This is a genomic window from Schaalia naturae, from assembly GCF_042665795.1.
Lineage (GTDB): Bacteria > Actinomycetota > Actinomycetes > Actinomycetales > Actinomycetaceae > Pauljensenia > Pauljensenia naturae.
On the sequence record NZ_JBHTEF010000001.1, the window covers coordinates 1,879,857 to 1,897,500 of the forward strand.

Below are 17,644 nucleotides of genomic sequence, written 5' to 3' on the forward strand. Positions count from 1 at the left end.
TCCTGGCCGCCCCCAATCAGGGGCGAATCAGGGCATCCCCTCATGGCACGACGCCACCGCCGTTTGCCACAGTGGAGCCATGAGCACGAGCAAGCCCTCCGGCGCCTCCGAGCCCGGTCAGACCCCGCCCTCGGGCGGCGGGTGGCAGCAGGCCCCGTCCCCCGCCGGTTCCGGGTTCTTCGACTCCCTTCGGCGCTCGGGATGGTACCGCGCCGACAACCGCATGCTGGGCGGCGTCTGTTCCGGCATCGCCGCGCGCACCGGCTGGGACCTCGGGTTGGTCCGCGGCGTGGTGGCCGTCCTCGCGATCTTCCTGGGCCCCGTGTGGATCGCCTACGGCGTGGCGTGGGCACTCCTGCCCGAGCAGCGCGACGGCCGCATCCACCTGGAGACGCTGACCCTCGGGCACTTCGACATCGCCCAGCTCGGCGCCGCGATCATGATCCTGCTGGGATTCGGCAATATCTTCCCGTGGGTGACGGGCGGCGGACCGGCCTACATGGTGATCGGACTGGTGGTCCTCGGACTGGCCGCCGCCATCGTCGCGGTGGCGGGGTCCCGGACGGGCCAGAACCGCCCGGGCCGGCAGGCGCCTCCCGTCTTCCCCACGGCGCCGGAGCCCGCCGGCCAGGCCGGGCCGCACGCGGCGGCACCGGAGGCGCCGTTTCCCGCGTTCCCCGCGGACGCCGCTCCCGGCCAGGACTCGCCGAGTCTGCGGACCGGGCCCGAAGGGGACGCACTGCCACCGTCCTCGCCCTCATCCCCGAGCGCGGCGGCGGCCCCTCCCCCGGCGGACTGGCGCACCCAGGGCGGCCCTGTGCCCGGGGCCTCGTCCTTCACCGGCGCGGCCCCTGGGCGCGACCAGCCTCCCGTCTCCGACGTCTGGTCGCGCATCCCGGCGCCCTCCCCGGCGGCGACACCCCTGATGGTGCCGGTCCCGCCCAGACGGCACCCGGTCTCCTCCCGCGTCAACCTCGTGGTGACGGGCCTGGTCGTCCTGGTCATCGCCGCGGTCCTGTACCTGTACCGCGTCGAACGGGACACCGACCCCGGGAGCTTCTCCGAGGTTCCGCTGCTGGTCGGCGGCGCCCTGTGCCTCATCCTGGTCGGCGGCGCGCTGGCGATCGCCGCGATCCGCGACCGTGGAGCCGGCTGGCTGGTCGCGCTGTCGGTCGTCGGAGCGCTCATCGGTGTGCCCCTGGCCGCTGGCTACAGCGCGAACCGGGCGAATGTCGACTGGGAGGAGAACGCCGGATCCGCCTCGGTCGGTCAGGACGTCCTCGGCAACTCCGTCCAGGAGGCCGCCTTCGACTGGACGGCCGACACGATCTCGGACACCGACTCCATCACCCTGGACCTCACCGGAGCCCCCGCCGACGCCGACAAGACGATCACGGTCACCGGGCCGTTCCAGGATCTCGACGTCATGGTCGCGCAGGGGCAGTCCGTCACCTTCCAGGTCAACGGATCCCTGCAGAACATCATGCCGAACTACTACACGGGTCCGGGCCGGGTGGGCGACTGGATCCCGTGGGTCCCCGAGGTCTCCCAGGTCGTCGACTCGCTCGGGTTCCGCACCCCGTGGTGGAGCCCCGACCACACGATCACCGTCGTCGTCGATTCCGGTTCCGGATGGATGACGATCGACGAGGCCGCTCCCCCGGACCCGTCCGCGAGCCCATCGACGTCGGAAGAGGGCGCCCAGTCGGGCGCGCAGTCCGGCGGCGACAGCGCGGGTCGGGAGACGCCCCAGCCCTCGCCGACGGGCTCCACCGCCGCCGACCAGACCGACAACAGCTGAGAGGAGGTCACCATGACCCCGTCGAACACACCGAACACGCCGAGCGCCCCGGAGGATCCGACCACCGAACTGGCCTCGGAGGATCCGACCACCGAACTGGCCTCGGAGGATCCGACCACCGAACTGGCCCCGGAGGATCCGACCACCGAACTGGCCCCGGAGCAGACCGAGCCCGTGACCGAGACGCTGCCCGCATCGGAAACAGCGCCCGCCGCCCCGCAGGCGGAGTCGGGCACCCTTGAGATGCCCGCCGATCCCGGGAGGGATGCGCTTGGAGCGGAGGAGCCTCCCGCACCTCCTCAGGCGGAGCCCGCCGCGCCGCCGCCTGTATGGACCGCTGCCTCGGCGGCCCCCGACCCCCGATCCGCGCAGCCGGAGCCACCGGCCTCACGCGTTCGCGTCGGCCAGCTGATCTGGGCGGGAGTACTGATCCTCCTCGGCCTGTACCTGGTGCTGCTGGCCTTCCTGCCCAGGATCGACTTCGGCTTGGTCCTCATCGCCCTGGTGGCTCTGCTGGGCGTGGGGCTCATCATCGCGGCGGTCGCCACGGGCCGGAGGCACACGTAGGACCCGACCGACCTCAACCGGCACTCCCCCAATCGTCCCCGATCTCGGTCGGGGGCATGTTCAGAGGGCGGCTTCCTCCTGTCGCATGGGACCGGCAGGCAGCGGAGCCGCCCTCGTCGATCTGATCGATGATCTGCCGAGCCAAGATGAGGCGGAGCTGGCCACGGCCGACGCGGCGCCCGGCGACGCCGGCAGAGCCGATCACACCGGCGGCCATCGCCGCGTGCGCGGGCGGCCGCGAGACCGGCCTGCGTGCGCTCCCGGACCAGGTCGCGCTCGAATTGCGCGAACGCCCCCGCGACGTGGAACAACAGCCGCCCGGTGGGCGTCGTGGTTCGATCGCCTCGGTCAAAGAACGCAACTCAACACCGCGGTCCCCAAGCCCCTGGACGACCTCGATGAGGTGGGGCGGGAACCGGCCGAGTCGGTCCAGCTTCCACACGACCAGGATGTCACCCGATCGCAAGTAGTCCAGCGCGGGGTCGAGTTGGGGCCGTGCCCCCGACGCATGGTCGATGAAGATCCGCTCACACCCCGCCTCGCGCAACGCATCGGCCTGCGCCTGTGCATTTGATCCGCCGTCGACACCCGCGCATACCCGATCACGCTCACCTCGACCGCCCCCGCTCCCGGCTCGGCGGCTTCCTCCCGCCCTCGGGACGGTCGGGACGCTGGGCGATCCGCCGTTCGATCTCCTCGCCCAGCGCAGGCCCGCCACCGCCTGGCCTCCCGTCATCTCGTCGCGAGCGACACGACCCATGAGGTCGCGCACGGCGGGGTCCGTGACCTGGTGGCCGGCCACAGCCAGAGCCGCGTCAGCGAACGCGACCCGCTCCTCCGCCTCGACAATCGCGGCGCGGGTGATGGTGATGCTGCGAGACATGAGCGACCTCCTTCTCTCGGGTTCTCTCACTCTTACCCGTTCTCCCGAAACCCGTTTAGCGCGCGTTTCGGGACAATTTGGTTTCGGTGACGAGTGACGGACGGCCGCCTCCCGCGCGACAGCGCGGGAACACCTACACCCGCGACCGCACCCCCAGAAACGATCGTGAGCGGGTTGGTTGTTTGCCGACGTCTGCGACGAGCGCCGTGGGGCAGGCTCGGCGCGGTTCGGCGACCGTTAGCTGTACTTCCTCGTGACGTTGTGAACGCGGGCTGAGGGGGTTTGGCCGCCGATCCCGGTGTGGGGTCTGTGATGATTGTAGTAATGCAGCCAGGTCTCGTAGGCTGCGGCTCGCTCGGCCTCGCTCGTGTAGGGCTTCGCGTAGGCCCACTCGGCGGCGAGGGTCCGGTTGAAACGCTCGACTTTGCCGTTGGTCTGCGGGCGGTAGGGCCTAGTCCACTTGTGTTTCACGTTCTCTCCGAGAGCGTCAGCGAAGGCCTGGGATCGGTAGCAGGCGCCGTTGTCGGTCATCACCGCGGTGACCGTGACGCCAAGGCCTGTGAAGAACGCGTTCGCGCGGGTCCAGAACCCGGCCGCGGTCTCTTTGCGCTCGTCGTCCAGGATCTCCGAGTACGCCACCCTGGAGTGGTCGTCGACAGCGTGGTGGAGGTACCGGTAGCCACGCGAGCTGGCCGCTCCCGCCCGCGCGGCTCTGTCACGGACAGAACCCGAGGCACGGTCCTGGGCGGAGCCGCGGCCGTGGGCGCGCCAGCCTCCGCCATCGGGGATGCGGCCTTGCTTCTTGATGTCCACGTGCACCAGTTGGCCCGGGGCGTCGACCTCGTAGCGTTTTGGCTTCGGCTTGCGGACTGGTAGCCCGGTGGCCTGGTCGATGTTGACCAGCTTCGGCATCCCGTAGCGGGCCAGTACCCGCCCGACCGTGGAGCGGTGCAACCCCAGGTGATACGCGATCCGGTGCGGACCCCACCGGCGGGTGAAGCGCAATCCGATGATCCGCCGCTGCGTCTTACGCGGCAGCTGGTTCGGCGAGGTCTTCGGCTTCGAGCTGCGGTCGGTGAGCGGCTGCCCTGCCCGGTATCGGTCGACCCATCGCTTCGCGGTCGCAGGCGAGCACTGGAAGCGCTCCGCGGCGCGCCGCAGTGACCACCCCCCCGTCCACGACGAGAACAGCAAGACGACGACGCCCCTCCGGCGTCAAAGGGGCATTAGCGTGAGACATGAGGACCTCCGCGGTCAGGATGCGAGTGTGGTAACCCACATCCTGCCCGGAGGTCCTCGCCTACCCCACCCGTTCACAACCTGCCGAGGAAGTACAGTTAGCTCGATGGTGGCGCAGGGATCGCCGCGACCGCGGTAGATCCCGGGAAGGGATGTCACGCACCTGTCGATCGCAGATACGCACCGCTGGATCACGCGTGAACGGGCACACTCCGCCAGTCCGCATGCCGAGTTGCGTGAGACGTTGGGCCGGAGCAGGCGCGAGCCGGGATCGCGAAACCCCAAGCGCCTTTGCGAGCTTTCCATCGTTCAGTTTTTCGGTCGCGAGGACGGCTACGAGAGCCAAGACGTCCACCGCGACAAACGCGAGGCCGAGTAGTCGAGGCGCAGGCCGCTGTTGGCATGGTCGGCGACCCGCACCACGGGCAGATGCTGGTGCGCCGTGTCGGCCGCGCCGACCCGCTCAGCGCTCTCCGGCCCGGGCCAGCTCCTCCTCGACGATGCCCTCGTCAAGCTTCGCGAACACCGGGTGGGGCTGGCTCACCTCACGACCCACGAGGACCGGGTGGCGCTCCCACGCCGGGAACCCCTCATAGTCGCCCGTGATGATCGGGTAGCGGCGCGGGGAGCCGTCGTCCTCGTGTACGTCGAGGTCCTCGACCTCCTCGATGCGCGGCATCGGCGCGACCTCGCCGGTCCCGCCCATCACCCGGTCGACCTCGTTGGCCGAGTGAGGAAGGAACGGGGAGAGCATCGTGTTGAGGTCCGTGACCACCTGCGCGAGGGCCCACAGGATCGTGGCCAGGCGCTCACGCTGTTCGGGAGCCTTGAGTTTGAAGGGTTCGGTCTCGGTGACGTACTTGTTCGCCTCGCCGACCAGCCGCATCGCCGCGCCCAGTGCCGCCTTCTGGTGGTGGGCGCGGATCAGCGCACCGACCTCGTCGAAGCCCTCCTCCACGGCGGTCAGCAGGGCGCGGTCGATGTCCTCCAGCGCGCCCGGCTGCGGGATGGAGCCGAAACGCTTGTGGATCATCGAGGCCGTGCGGTTGACCAGGTTCCCCCAGCCGGCCACCAGCTCCGAGTTCGTGCGCCGCAGGAACTCCGCCCAGGTGAAGTCCGCGTCGGAGGTCTCCGGGCCCGCCGCCGAGATGAAGTACCGCAGGGCGTCGGCCTGGTAACGGCTGAGCATGTCGCGCACGTAGATGACGATCCCCCGGGAGGAGGCGAACTTCTTCCCCTCCATCGTGAGGAATTCGCTCGAGACGACCTCGGTGGGCAGGTTGAGATGCCCGAAGGAGCCCGGGGCCCCGCCTCGAGAGCCCTCGCCGTTGTAGCCGAGCAGCTCCGCCGGCCAGATCTGGGAATGGAAGACGATGTTGTCCTTGCCCATGAAGTAGTAGGACAGGGCCTCCGTGTCGTTCCACCAGCGGCGCCACGCCTCAGGGTCCCCCGAGCGGCGGGCCCACTCGATCGACGCGGAGAGATAGCCGACCACGGCGTCGAACCACACGTAGAGGCGCTTGTGCGGCTGGTCCTCCCACCCGGGGACCGGGATGCCCCAGTCGATGTCGCGCGTCATCGCGCGGGGGCGGATGTCCTCCAGGAAGTTCTGCGAGAACTTGATGACGTTCGGGCGCCATGTCCCCGAGCGCTCCCGGTCGTCCAGCCAGGCGGACAGCGCCTCCGCGAGAGCGGGCAGGTCGAGGAAGTAGTGTTCCGTCTCGACGAACTCGGGGACCTCGCCGTTGATCCGCGAGCGGGGGCTGATGAGGTCCGTCGGGTCGAGCTGGTTGCCGCAGTTGTCGCACTGGTCGCCCCGCGCCCCCTCGTACCCGCAGATCGGACAGGTGCCCTCGATGTACCGGTCGGGCAGGGTCCTCCCCGTCGAGGGCGAGATCGCACCGCGGGTCGTCTGGACGATCATGTATCCGTTGTCGCGCACGACCTCGAACATCGCTTGGACGACGTGCTCATGGTTCCCGGTGGTCGTGCGGGTGAACAGGTCGTAGGACAGCCCCAGCGCCTGGAGGTCCTCAACGATGAGGCGGTTGTTGCGGTCGGCCAGCTCGCGAGGAGTCACCCCCTCGGCGTCGGCGGCGACGAGGATCGGCGTGCCGTGCTCATCGGTGCCGGACACCATGAGGACCTCGTTGCCGGTCATCCGCATGTACCGGGAGAAGACGTCCGAGGGGACACCGAACCCGGCGACGTGACCGATGTGGCGGGGGCCGTTGGCGTAGGGCCATGCGACGGCGGAGAGGATGCGACTCATGGTCCTAGGGTAGACGCCGCCCGCAGGCCGGGGCGACGCCCGTACTCCCTCCCTTCCTCTAGGCGGCCCACCCGCCGGGGACGGATAATGGCCCTGTCCGCCCATCGAAGCCTCGGACCTCGAGGAGGCCCCATGTCCCGCGCGCTCATCATCGTCGACGTCCAGCCCACATTCTGCGAGGGCGGCGCCCTCCCCGTCCCGGGCGGCAACGCGGTGGCCGAACGGGTCGCCGGCTTCGTGGAGGCCCGCCGCGGAGCCTACGATCTGGTCGCCACCACCCAGGACTGGCACATCGATCCGGGCGATCACTTCTCCGCCACCCCCGATTTCGTCGACTCGTGGCCTCCCCACGGCGTGGCCGGGACGGACGAGGCGGAACTGCACCCGGCCCTGGCCGGCGTCCACGCCGACGTGGCTATCCGAAAGGGGCAGTACCAGGCCGCCTACTCCGGCTTCGAGGGCGCGACCGAGTCCGGCGCCACGCTGGAGCAGTCCCTGCGCGAGGCAGGCGTCACCGATGTCGATGTGGTCGGGCTGGCCGAGTCTCATTGCGTCGCCCAGACGGCGCTGGACGCCCGAGCCGCCGGTTTCACGACCCGCGTGCTCACCGACCTCACCGCCCCGGTGAGCGCCGAGCAGGGAGCCGCCGCACGTCAGCGCATGAGGGCCGCGGGCGTCGGGCTGGTGTCGTCGTCCGAGGCGAGTGCCGCCGAACGCTGAGGCCGTGCCCGCCGGCACGCGGCCAGTCCCCGGGACCGGGGGACCGGGGGCTAGCGCTCGGAATCACGGCGGCGCAGCGCCGCCTTGTACAGGTCGTTCTTGCGCAGTCCCGTGGCCTCGGAGACCTGGGCGGCCGCCTCCTTGAGCCGTATCCCCTCCGAGGCCAGCGCCAGGACGGCCACGACATGGTCCTCGGCGTTCTGGTCCTCCCGCGCGCCCGCGACGACGATCGTGATCTCGCCGAGCACCTCGCCCGAGGTCTGCGCGATCAACGCGTTGAGGTCCCCGCGCAGCACCTCCTCGTGGACCTTCGTGAGCTCCCGGCACACGACGGCGCGGCGTGTGCCCCCGAAGGCCTCCGCCATGCGCACCAGCGTCTCGTTGAGCCGGCGCGGCGACTCGAAGAAGATCAGGGTGCGCGGATCCTTCGCCATCGAGTCCAGGAGCCGTCTGGCCTCCCCGTCCCTCCGGGGCAGGAAGCCCTCGAAGGTGAAGCGGTCCGAGGGCAGTCCCGAGACCGCGAGGGCGGTCACGGGCGCCGAGGGCCCCGGCAGGGCGGAGACGGGCACGCCGCGTTCGACCGCGCGCCGCACCAACCGGAACCCGGGATCCGACACCGTCGGCATGCCCGCGTCGGAGACCATGAGGACCCGGGCCCCATCGGCCGCCAGGTCGATGACCGCGTCCGCCCGCTCGGCCTCATTGTGGTCGTGGAGGCTGATGAGACGGCCGTTGACGCGTACGCCCAGGCGAGAGGCCAGCGCCAGCACACGCCGCGTGTCCTCGGCGGCCACCACCTCCGCTTCCGACAAGGCGCGCACGAACCGGGGCGAGGCGTCCTCGACGTCGCCGATCGGGGTCGCCGCGAGGAGCACTGTGCCGGGACGCTGGACGGGCTGGACATCGGGGATCACGCCCTCCATCCTCCCATTGCCGGCGCCCGCGGTCATCCGGCCGGGCTCATCTAGACTCGGCACGTGACAGATCGACCCGATCGCCCGGTCCCCGAGGAGTCCGACACCGCCGACCGAGCGCCGTGGGACCCTGGTCGCGCCTCACTCGCGTCCGCCGGGACGGCGGACGCGCCCTCGTCCCGGGTCGTCGTCCTTCCCCGGTGGGCGCGCCTGCCGATGTCCGCCGGGGCCGGGTGGGCCGCCACTGCGCTCGCGACGCTGTTGGCCTCCGTCCTGCGGCTGGTGGGGCTCGACCGCGTCGGCGCCCTGGTGTTCGACGAGACCTACTACGTCAAGGACGCGTACTCGCTGTGGCATCTGGGCTACGAGGGGACGTGGGCCGACGACTGGGATGCGAGGTTCGCGTCGGGCGACTTCTCGGGACTGTCCTCGAAGGGGGCCTACATCGTCCACCCGCAGACCGGGAAGTGGCTGATCGGCCTCGGGATGCGCGTGTTCGGCTGGGACGACCCGGTGGGGTGGCGGATCAGCGCGGCGCTGGCCGGAATCATCGGCGTTCTGCTGCTGTGCCGGATCGCGTGGAATCTGTTCCGTTCGCCGGCGATCACGCTGATGGCCGGCATGTTCCTGGCCACCGACGGGATGCACCTCGTGATGTCGCGCACCGGGCTGCTCGACGTCTTCCTCGCGACCTTCGTCGAGGCCGGGGTCTTGGCCGTCGTCAAGGACCAGCAGCAGGCCCATCCCGCCCTCGTGGGCAAGATGGCGCGCTGGCAGCCGAGCACGCCTCCCGGCGGGCGCACGGGCCTGGGACCCCATTCCGGGCCGCGCTGGTGGCTCCTGGCAGCCGGCGTCCTGCTGGGCCTGGCCTGCTCCGTGAAGTGGTCGGGGATCTACGCCCTGGCGGTCCTCGGGCTCTTCGTCGCGTTGCGCGAGTGGACCACGCGCCGCCGCCTGGGGCATCCTCGCCCCTTCCGCGCCGCGATGCTGCTCGACGTGCCGGTCGCCTTCCTCGCAATGGTCCCCACGGCCGTCGTCGTCTACATCGCCTCCTGGTGGGGCTGGATGGTCCATCCGGACGCCTGGGCGCACGGCCGCAGCGGAGCCTCGGGAGGCTCCGCGTCGGGACCGCTCGCGGTGGCGTCGGACCTGTGGAGCTATCACCTGGAGATGTGGCGATTCCACAACGGGCTGCACACCCCCCACAACTACCAATCGCAGCCCTGGGGGTGGCTGCTCCAGCTGCGCCCGACGTCCTTCTGGTACGAGCGCGTCGACGGCGCGTGCGGCGGGACCGCCGAGTGCGTCCAGAACGTCGTCGCGCTCGGGAACCCGCTGATGTGGTGGCTCGCCGTGCCCGCGCTGCTTCTCACGGTCTGGGGTGCCCTCCGCTTCCGCGACTGGCGCTGCGGGCTGGTCCTGTGCGGCTACCTCTCGATGTACGTCCCCTGGTTCGCCTACTCCCACCGGACGATCTTCACCTTCTACACAGTCGCGGTCGCGCCCTTCGTCGCGCTCTCGCTCGCGTGGGCCCTGGGAGTCTGCCTCGACCAGGCGCGCCTGGGAGCCTCCCCGGACCGGATCTCCCGGGCCGACGGCTCCGATTTCGACGAGGGCGACCACCGGTGGCTGGGTCCGAGCATCACCCTGAGGCGGACCCTCGGCGTCGCCGCCCTCGTGGCGGTGATCGCCGTGCTCGCCTCTTCGGCCTACTTCTACCCCGTGTGGACCGGGCCGCGCATCCCCTACGACGAGTGGCTCAGCCGCATGTGGTTGCAGAGCTGGATCTGACCCGCGTCATACCGCCCGACCGGCGGCACAACGGATGTGGGCGGGAACCCTTGGGGTTCCCGCCCACATCTCTCAGTATGGATACGCTGCGGTCAGCGCTCAGACCGGGTTATTCGGAGCCGATCCGTTTGTCGGCCTCAGCCCGGGCCGTCTCGATCTTCTCGTCGAAGGATCCGCCGGTGACTTTCTTCGCGGCGTTCGCGACGGCATCGAGGGCCCTGTCGGTTGCGGCTTCGTCCTTTACGGTCGACTGCACGAAGTCCCTCGCCTTGTCGGTGAGCCCCTCCGCGGTCTTCTTCACGTCGTCAAGATCCATTCGCGTCTCCTCACCCTCGGGAACAGTGACCACACTGTACCCCAGAACATGAGACGCCCGCCACATCGCGCGATCTGGTCAGTTTCTGTTTTTGGTGTGGTTTTGGGGGGTCCTGCCAGTTGGCGGGGCCCCCCAAAACTGTTGCCGGCCCCCAAGGGGGGGCAGGCCAGTGATGCGCGGGGGCGTCCTACTCTCCCACACCCCACCGGGTGCAGTACCATCGGCGCTGCGGGGCTTAGCTTCCGGGTTCGGAAAGGAGACCGGGCGTCTCCCCCGCGCCATGACCCCCGCACGACTATCTCGACCCCCACACCCCCAACCCTCCAAGAGGAAGGTCGGGCGAGCGTGGGCGGGTTGGTCGTGAACCGCACAGTGATTGTGAGCACCAAAACCGCCGCCACCCCCACGAAAGGGGGCGGGCGTGAATGTTGAGTATCAGCCCATTAGTACCAGTCAGCTCACAACCCCTTACAGGGCTTCCACTCCTGGCCTATCAACCCGGTCATCCACCGGGGGCCTCACACCCCCCACAAGGAGGGGCCCGGAAACCTCATCTCGGAGCAGGCTTCCCGCTTAGATGCCTTCAGCGGTTATCCCTCCCGAACATAGCCACCCAGCCATGCACCTGGCGGTACAACTGGCACACCAGAGGTTCGTCCATCCCGGTCCTCTCGTACTAGGGACGGCCCTCCACAAGTTTCCTACGCGCGCAGCGGATAGGGACCGAACTGTCTCACGACGTTCTAAACCCAGCTCGCGTACCGCTTTAATGGGCGAACAGCCCAACCCTTGGGACCGACTCCAGCCCCAGGATGCGACGAGCCGACATCGAGGTGCCAAACCATGCCGTCGATATGGACTCTTGGGCAAGATCAGCCTGTTATCCCCGGGGTACCTTTTATCCGTTGAGCGACCACGCACCCACATGCCATGGCCGGATCACTAGTTCCTGCTTTCGCACCTGCTCGACCCGTCGGTCTCACAGTCAAGCCCCCTTGTGCACTTGCACTCGCCACCTGATGACCAACCAGGCTGAGGGAACCATTGAGCGCCTCCGTTACTCTTTAGGAGGCAACCGCCCCAGTTAAACTACCCACCAGGCACTGTCCCCAACCCGGATCACGGGCCGAGGTTAGATGACCGCTTGAACCAGAATGGTATTTCAACGACGACTCCACCACGACTAGCGCCGCGGCCTCACAGTCTCCCACCTATCCTACACAAGCACAAGCGAACACCAATACCAAGCTGCAGTAAAGGTCCCGGGGTCTTTCCGTCCTGCTGCGCGAAACGAGCATCTTTACTCGTACTGCAATTTCACCGAGCTCACGGTCGAGACAGCGGAGAAGTCGTTACGCCATTCGTGCAGGTCGGAACTTACCCGACAAGGAATTTCGCTACCTTAGGATGGTTATAGTTACCACCGCCGTTTACTGGGGCTTCAATTCAAGCCTGCACCCCACACGTGGGGATGAGCCCTCCTCTTAACCTTCCAGCACCGGGCAGGCGTCAGTGCGTATACATCGTCTTACGACTTCGCACGCACCTGTGTTTTTAGTAAACAGTCGCTTCTCCCTATTCTCTGCGACCCCCCACCGCAGCCACACCGCACGGGCGCGCCACCGCAAGAGGTCCCCCTTATCCCGAAGTTACGGGGGAATTTTGCCGAGTTCCTTAACCATGATTCACTCGAACGCCTCGGTATCCTCTACCAGACCACCTGAGTCGGTTTAGGGTACGGGCGCCCACCACCCTCGCGTCGAGGCTTTTCTCGACAGTACAGGCACACCACCAGCCACCCAAACGGGCAGCCCCATCAGTCCTCACCCACAACACCCACCGGATTTACCTGGCGGACGGGCCACAACCTTAGACGCACACAACCACCGGTGCGCGGCAGCCACCTCCCTGCGTCACCCCTGTCAACACGCTCACCACCACCCAGGACACACCCAGCGACCCCAACACCCCCACCCCCCGAAGGAGACAAGAGCACCAGGACAGCCCAGCTACCCCAAAGCAGCAGCCCTTGCCGGTTGGTAGGCGGTACCAGAATATCAACTGGTCATCCATCGACTACGCCTGTCGGCCTCGCCTTAGGACCCGACTAACCCAGGGCGGATCAACCTGCCCCTGGAACCCTTGGTCTATCGGCGCTGGGGATTCCCACCCCAGATCTCGCTACTCATGCCTGCATTCTCACTCCCACCCGCTCCACCCCGGGTCACCCCCAGGCTTCACCGCAAGCAGGACGCTCCCCTACCCACCCCAACACACCACCCAAAAAGGACAGCACATCAAGGCATCACGGCTTCGGCGGTGCACTTCAGCCCCGCTACATTGTCGGCGCACGGCCACTTGACCAGTGAGCTATTACGCACTCTTTCAAGGATGGCTGCTTCTAAGCCAACCTCCTGGTTGTCAACGCGACCCCACATCCTTTCCCACTCAGCACACGCTTAGGGGCCTTAGCCGATGATCTGGGCTGTTTCCCTCTCGACCACGAAGCTTATCCCCCGCAGTCTCACTGCCACGCTAACCTGACGGCATTCGGAGTTTGGCTGGCGCCAGTAACCCAACGGGCCCATCAACCATCCAGTCGCTCTACCTCCACCAGGCACCACGCAACGCTGCACCTAAATGCATTTCGGGGAGAACCAGCTATCACGGAGTTTGATTGGCCTTTCACCCCTACCCACAGCTCATCCCCCGAGTTTTCAACCCCGGTGGGTCCGGTCCTCCACGGCGTCTTACCACCGCTTCAACCTGGCCATGGGTAGATCACCCCGCTTCGGGTCCAGGACACGCGACACACGCCCTCTTCAGACTCGCTTTCGCTACGCCTCCCCCACACGGGTTAAGCACGCCACATGCCACTGACTCGCAGGCTCATTCTTCAAAAGGCACGCCGTCACCCCACAAGGCTCCGACGGCTTACAGGCACCCGGTTTCAGGCACTATTTCACTCCCCTCCCGGGGTACTTTTCACCATTCCCTCACGGTACTATGCACTATCGGTCACTGGGTAGTATTCAGGCTTACCAGGTGGTCCTGGCAGATTCACACGAGATTCCACGAGCCCCGCACTACTCGGGCACCCACCCCACACACCCACACGCACGTCCACCTACCCGGCTCTCACGGTCTACGGCCCGCCATCCCAGACGATTCAACTCCACACGCGCAAGCATGCCCACCCCCGGCAGAGGACAGACAAATGAGCCCCACAACCCCCCACACGCAACGCCCGCCGACTTATCCACGCACAAGGTTTAGCCATCATCCGCTATCGCTCGCCACTACACACGGAATATCTTCTCCTACGGGTACTAAGATGTTTCACTTCCCCGCGTTCCCCCCACCACCCTATCAATTCAAGTGATGGTGACCAGGCACAACCCCAGCCAGGTTCCCCCATTCGGACACCCCCGGATCAACGCTCGCTCGCCAACTCCCCGAGGCCTATCGCAGGCCGCCACGTCCTTCATCAGCTCCCAATGCCAAGGCATCCACCGAATGCCCAACAAAACTCAACAAAACACACAATCACAGCAAATAAGATGCTCACAACCACTATGCAGTACACAAACAACCCACCACACCCACAACCCCACACCACGCAGGACCACAAGCAGGCCACCACCCCCAACAGGCGTTGGAAGTGAACCCGACAGCGTGCAAGCCCCCGACACCCAGCCCCACCACAACCAAGACCCCGGACCACCCGGAACCCCAAACAAACCGTGGCAGCACTCCCTAGAAAGGAGGTGATCCAGCCGCACCTTCCGGTACGGCTACCTTGTTACGACTTCGTCCCAATCGCCAATCCCGCCTTCGACCACTCCCCCCACACAGTGGTTGGGCCATGGGCTTCGGGCGTTACCAACTTTCATGACGTGACGGGCGGTGTGTACAAGGCCCGAGAACGTATTCACCGCAGCGTTGCTGATCTGCGATTACTAGCGACTCCACCTTCATGGGGTCGAGTTGCAGACCCCAATCCGAACTGAGACCAGCTTTAAGGGATTCGCCCCGCCTCACGGCATCGCAACCCTCTGTACCAGCCATTGTAGCATGCGTGAAGCCCAAGACATAAGGGGCATGATGATTTGACGTCATCCCCACCTTCCTCCGAGTTCACCCCGGCAGTCCCCCACGAGTCCCCACCACAACGTGCTGGCAACATAGGGCAAGGGTTGCGCTCGTTGCGGGACTTAACCCAACATCTCACGACACGAGCTGACGACAACCATGCACCACCTGCACACCCCCAACCAAATGCGCGACCCTCTCAGGCCACCCAGGGTGCATGTCAAGCCTTGGTAAGGTTCTTCGCGTTGCATCGAATTAATCCGCATGCTCCGCCGCTTGTGCGGGCCCCCGTCAATTCCTTTGAGTTTTAGCCTTGCGGCCGTACTCCCCAGGCGGGGCACTTAAAGCGTTAGCTACGGCGCGGAAACCAAGGGCGGCCCCCACACCTAGTGCCCAACGTTTACAGCATGGACTACCAGGGTATCTAATCCTGTTCGCTCCCCACGCTTTCGCTCCTCAGCGTCAGTAACGGCCCAGAGACCCGCCTTCGCCACCGGTGTTCCTCCTGATATCTGCGCATTCCACCGCTACACCAGGAATTCCAGTCTCCCCTACCGCACTCAAGCCTGCCCGTACCCACCGCACTCCCCCAGTTAAGCCAAGGAATTTCACGGCAGACGCGACAAACCGCCTACAAGCCCTTTACGCCCAATAATTCCGGACAACGCTCGCTCCCTACGTATTACCGCGGCTGCTGGCACGTAGTTAGCCGGAGCTTCTTTACCCACTACCCTCACCACGAGCAAACCCGCGGCTTGACCATGAGCGAAAGAGGTTCACAACCCGAAGGCCTCCATCCCTCACGCGGCGTCGCTGCATCAGGCTTTCGCCCATTGTGCAAAATTCCCCACTGCTGCCTCCCGTAGGAGTCTGGGCCGTATCTCAGTCCCAATGTGACCGGTCACCCTCTCAGGCCGGCTACCCGTCAAAGCCTTGGTAAGCCATCACCCCACCAACAAGCTGATAAGCCGCGAGCCCATCCCCCACCAAACCACCAAACGATGGCCCTATCACCCCACACCCATGCAGGCACGAGGCCACACCCGGTATTAGCAGCCATTTCCAGCCGTTATCCCAAAGAAGAGGGCAGGTTACTCACGTGTTACTCACCCGTTCGCCACTCACCACCCAGAAGAAAAACCCCCAAGCAGCCCGTACGACTTGCATGTGTTAAGCACGCCGCCAGCGTTCGTCCTGAGCCAGGATCAAACTCTCCGAACAAAACCAAACATCCAGAGAAACCCCCAACCAACCCACCACCACAACAACAGCAGCAAGCCAGCCAAAGACAACCCCAACCAAAAAACAAAAAACAGGCATCAAAAACAAACACGCTATCGAGTTCACAAACAACACCCACACAGGACGCACCCCTCACGGGGTAGCTCAGAGGTGGACGCGCCATGTTTCCCGGCTCCCGGAGGGGCCGTGCCGTTCGGCGCAACGAGGAATACTCTATTCGGACCGCCACCCCCGGTCAAATCGCTGTCGCGTGAGGGTGACCACATGCGCTGATCACGCGCTGCTTCCGCTTCCGCTGTCGCCCTCGCGCGGGAAGCGACGCCGCCCTCGCCACAGGACAGGGAGGCGAGGGCGGATCCGCCCGGGGCGATGCGCGTCAGCGGGGTGCGACGTCCTCCTGGACGGGGATGTCGATCGTGGGCAGGTCATGGACCGCCTGGCGCACCGCGCGCGACACCGCTCGGGGCACACGCTCGTCGAAGACACCCGGGATGATGTAGTTCGGGCCCAGCTCGTCATCCGAGATCACCGAGGCGATCGCGACAGCCGCGACGCGCAGGACCTCAGTGGTGATCTCCTTGACCTTGGCGTCGAGCAGCCCGCGGAAGAGCCCGGGGAAGGCCAGGACGTTGTTGATCTGGTTCGCATAGTCGGAGCGGCCGGTCGCCACGATCCGCGCGTGCTTCGCGGCCTCGAGGGGATCGACCTCCGGCGTCGGGTTCGCCAGAGCGAAGACGATCGCGTCCGGGCCCATCACCGCCACGTCGTCGCCCGTGAGGATGTCCCCATGGGAGACCCCGATGAAGACGTCGGCGCCCTCGAGCCCCTCCTTGAGAGTCCCGTGGACGTGACGCGGGTTCGTGTGCTCGGCGAGCCAGCGCCGCGAGGGGTGCATGCCCTCGGTGTCGTCGCCGGACAGCGCCCCCGACCGGCCGTAGCCGACGATGTCGCGGGCGCCCTGGGCCATCAGCAGTCTGATGATGGCGGAGCCTGCCGCCCCCACGCCCGACACCACGATACGGACGTCCTCAATGGACTTGCCCACCAGTTTGAGCGCGTTGAGCAGGGCGGCGAGCACCACGATCGCCGTTCCGTGCTGGTCATCGTGGAAGACTGGGATGTCGAGCTCCTCGCGGAGCCGCTCCTCGATCTCGAAGCAGCGGGGAGCCGAGATGTCCTCCAGGTTGATCCCGCCGTACGCCGGAGCGATGGCCTTGACGATCCGGATGATCTCCTCGGTGTCCTTCGTGTCCAAGACCACCGGCCAGGCGTCGACGCCCCCGAACTTCTTGAACAGGACGGCCTTGCCCTCCATGACCGGCAGCGCCGCGGCCGGCCCGATGTCCCCCAGCCCCAGCACCGCCGTCCCGTCGGAGACCACGGCGATCGTGTTGGCCTTCATGGTCAGCAGGTGCGCCTTCTGGGGCGAGTCGTGGATCGCGGTGCACACCCGCGCCACCCCTGGCGTGTAGGCGCGCGAGAGGTCGTCCCGGTTGCGCAGCGGCACCTTCGGGGCGACCTCGATCTTGCCGCCGATGTGGTCGAGGAACGTCTGATCGGCCACCGACCTTGTGGTCACGCCCGGCAGCTGGTCGAGGCGCGCCTTGAGGTTGCGGCGGTGCGCCGAGTCCCGCATGTCGCATGTCAGGTCGATCGTGATCCGGCCGCGGTCCGAGTCGGCCACGTCCATCCCCTTCACCTCGGCCCCGGTCGCGGCCACCGCATCGATGATGGAGGCGATCGAACTCACCGATTCGTCGACCTCAAGGCGGTAGGAGGCGGTGTAGGAGGGGGAAGTGCGCATATC

9 protein-coding genes, 3 rRNA genes and 2 pseudogenes are annotated in these 17,644 nt (G+C 66.9%); 4 read left to right on the forward strand and 10 right to left on the reverse strand.

Going from position 1 to position 17,644, the window contains the following annotated elements; translation table 11 throughout:
• Positions 1-79 precede the first annotated feature (79 nt).
• Together ACFQWG_RS08410 and ACFQWG_RS08415 are read left to right on the forward strand one after the other, a co-directional pair.
• Positions 80-1,801: a PspC domain-containing protein gene (locus tag ACFQWG_RS08410; RefSeq protein ID WP_380974308.1), complete on the forward strand. Its 1,722-nt coding sequence runs from the start codon at positions 80-82 to the stop codon at positions 1,799-1,801.
• Between the two features lie 12 nt (positions 1,802-1,813).
• The gene (locus ACFQWG_RS08415) at positions 1,814-2,368 is read left to right on the forward strand and encodes a hypothetical protein (protein WP_380976368.1); all 555 of its coding nucleotides are present in this window, start codon (positions 1,814-1,816) and stop codon (positions 2,366-2,368) included.
• A gap of 275 nt (positions 2,369-2,643) precedes the next feature.
• Here ACFQWG_RS08415 and ACFQWG_RS08420 read toward each other — a convergent pair.
• The 4 genes and pseudogenes from ACFQWG_RS08420 to metG form a co-directional block, all read right to left on the reverse strand.
• Positions 2,644-3,251 (reverse strand): annotated as a pseudogene (locus ACFQWG_RS08420) (recombinase family protein); the annotation flags it as partial.
• A gap of 237 nt (positions 3,252-3,488) precedes the next feature.
• Positions 3,489-4,491 (reverse strand): annotated as a pseudogene (locus ACFQWG_RS08425) (IS481 family transposase).
• 60 nt (positions 4,492-4,551) lie between these two features.
• Complete coding sequence (locus ACFQWG_RS08430; RefSeq protein ID WP_380974311.1) at positions 4,552-4,845, reverse strand: YbaK/EbsC family protein; 294 nt, start codon at positions 4,843-4,845, stop codon at positions 4,552-4,554.
• Positions 4,846-4,953: 108 nt separating this feature from the next.
• Positions 4,954-6,762 carry a methionine--tRNA ligase gene (gene metG / locus ACFQWG_RS08435; RefSeq protein WP_380974314.1) on the reverse strand — a complete coding sequence of 603 codons (1,809 nt, stop codon included), beginning with the start codon at positions 6,760-6,762 and terminating at the stop codon, positions 4,954-4,956.
• Positions 6,763-6,894: 132 nt separating this feature from the next.
• Between metG and ACFQWG_RS08440 the strand changes: the two genes are divergently transcribed.
• On the forward strand, positions 6,895-7,482 hold the full coding sequence (locus tag ACFQWG_RS08440; protein WP_380974317.1) for an isochorismatase family protein: 588 nt from the start codon (positions 6,895-6,897) through the stop codon (positions 7,480-7,482).
• A 50-nt stretch (positions 7,483-7,532) separates the two neighbouring features.
• On the opposite strand, the gene rsmI is transcribed toward ACFQWG_RS08440, so the two are convergent.
• The gene (rsmI, locus tag ACFQWG_RS08445) at positions 7,533-8,432 is read right to left on the reverse strand and encodes a 16S rRNA (cytidine(1402)-2'-O)-methyltransferase (RefSeq protein WP_380974320.1); all 900 of its coding nucleotides are present in this window, start codon (positions 8,430-8,432) and stop codon (positions 7,533-7,535) included.
• A 27-nt stretch (positions 8,433-8,459) separates the two neighbouring features.
• Here rsmI and ACFQWG_RS08450 point away from each other — a divergent pair, with 27 nt between their 5' ends.
• The gene (locus tag ACFQWG_RS08450) at positions 8,460-10,187 is read left to right on the forward strand and encodes a dolichyl-phosphate-mannose--protein mannosyltransferase (RefSeq protein WP_380974323.1); all 1,728 of its coding nucleotides are present in this window, start codon (positions 8,460-8,462) and stop codon (positions 10,185-10,187) included.
• Positions 10,188-10,296: 109 nt separating this feature from the next.
• On the opposite strand, the gene ACFQWG_RS08455 is transcribed toward ACFQWG_RS08450, so the two are convergent.
• From ACFQWG_RS08455 to ACFQWG_RS08475, 5 genes are all read right to left on the reverse strand, one after another.
• Positions 10,297-10,503 (reverse strand): Rv0909 family putative TA system antitoxin, encoded by a 207-nt coding sequence (locus tag ACFQWG_RS08455; protein ID WP_291496457.1) that lies wholly within the window; start codon positions 10,501-10,503, stop codon positions 10,297-10,299.
• Positions 10,504-10,677: 174 nt separating this feature from the next.
• A 5S ribosomal RNA gene (gene rrf, locus ACFQWG_RS08460) occupies positions 10,678-10,795 on the reverse strand.
• 132 nt (positions 10,796-10,927) lie between these two features.
• Positions 10,928-14,039: ribosomal RNA gene (locus ACFQWG_RS08465) — 23S ribosomal RNA — on the reverse strand.
• 224 nt (positions 14,040-14,263) lie between these two features.
• Positions 14,264-15,816, reverse strand: a 16S ribosomal RNA gene (locus ACFQWG_RS08470).
• Together the 16S, 23S and 5S rRNA genes form the textbook arrangement of a ribosomal RNA operon.
• A gap of 397 nt (positions 15,817-16,213) precedes the next feature.
• Positions 16,214-17,641 carry an NAD-dependent malic enzyme gene (locus ACFQWG_RS08475; protein WP_380974327.1) on the reverse strand — a complete coding sequence of 476 codons (1,428 nt, stop codon included), beginning with the start codon at positions 17,639-17,641 and terminating at the stop codon, positions 16,214-16,216.
• Positions 17,642-17,644: the final 3 nt, after the last annotated feature.

Bases quoted from the DNA above. Each gene is read 5' to 3' on its own strand.
- ACFQWG_RS08410 (WP_380974308.1), top strand. From the start codon at position 80: ATGAGCACGAGCAAGCCCTCCGGCGCCTCCGAGCCCGGTCAGACCCCG.
- ACFQWG_RS08415 (WP_380976368.1), top strand. From the start codon at position 1,814: ATGACCCCGTCGAACACACCGAACACGCCGAGCGCCCCGGAGGATCCG.
- metG (WP_380974314.1), bottom strand. From the start codon at position 6,762: ATGAGTCGCATCCTCTCCGCCGTCGCATGGCCCTACGCCAACGGCCCC.
- ACFQWG_RS08440 (WP_380974317.1), top strand. From the start codon at position 6,895: ATGTCCCGCGCGCTCATCATCGTCGACGTCCAGCCCACATTCTGCGAG.
- rsmI (WP_380974320.1), bottom strand. From the start codon at position 8,432: ATGACCGCGGGCGCCGGCAATGGGAGGATGGAGGGCGTGATCCCCGAT.
- ACFQWG_RS08455 (WP_291496457.1), bottom strand. From the start codon at position 10,503: ATGGATCTTGACGACGTGAAGAAGACCGCGGAGGGGCTCACCGACAAG.
- ACFQWG_RS08475 (WP_380974327.1), bottom strand. From the start codon at position 17,641: ATGCGCACTTCCCCCTCCTACACCGCCTCCTACCGCCTTGAGGTCGAC.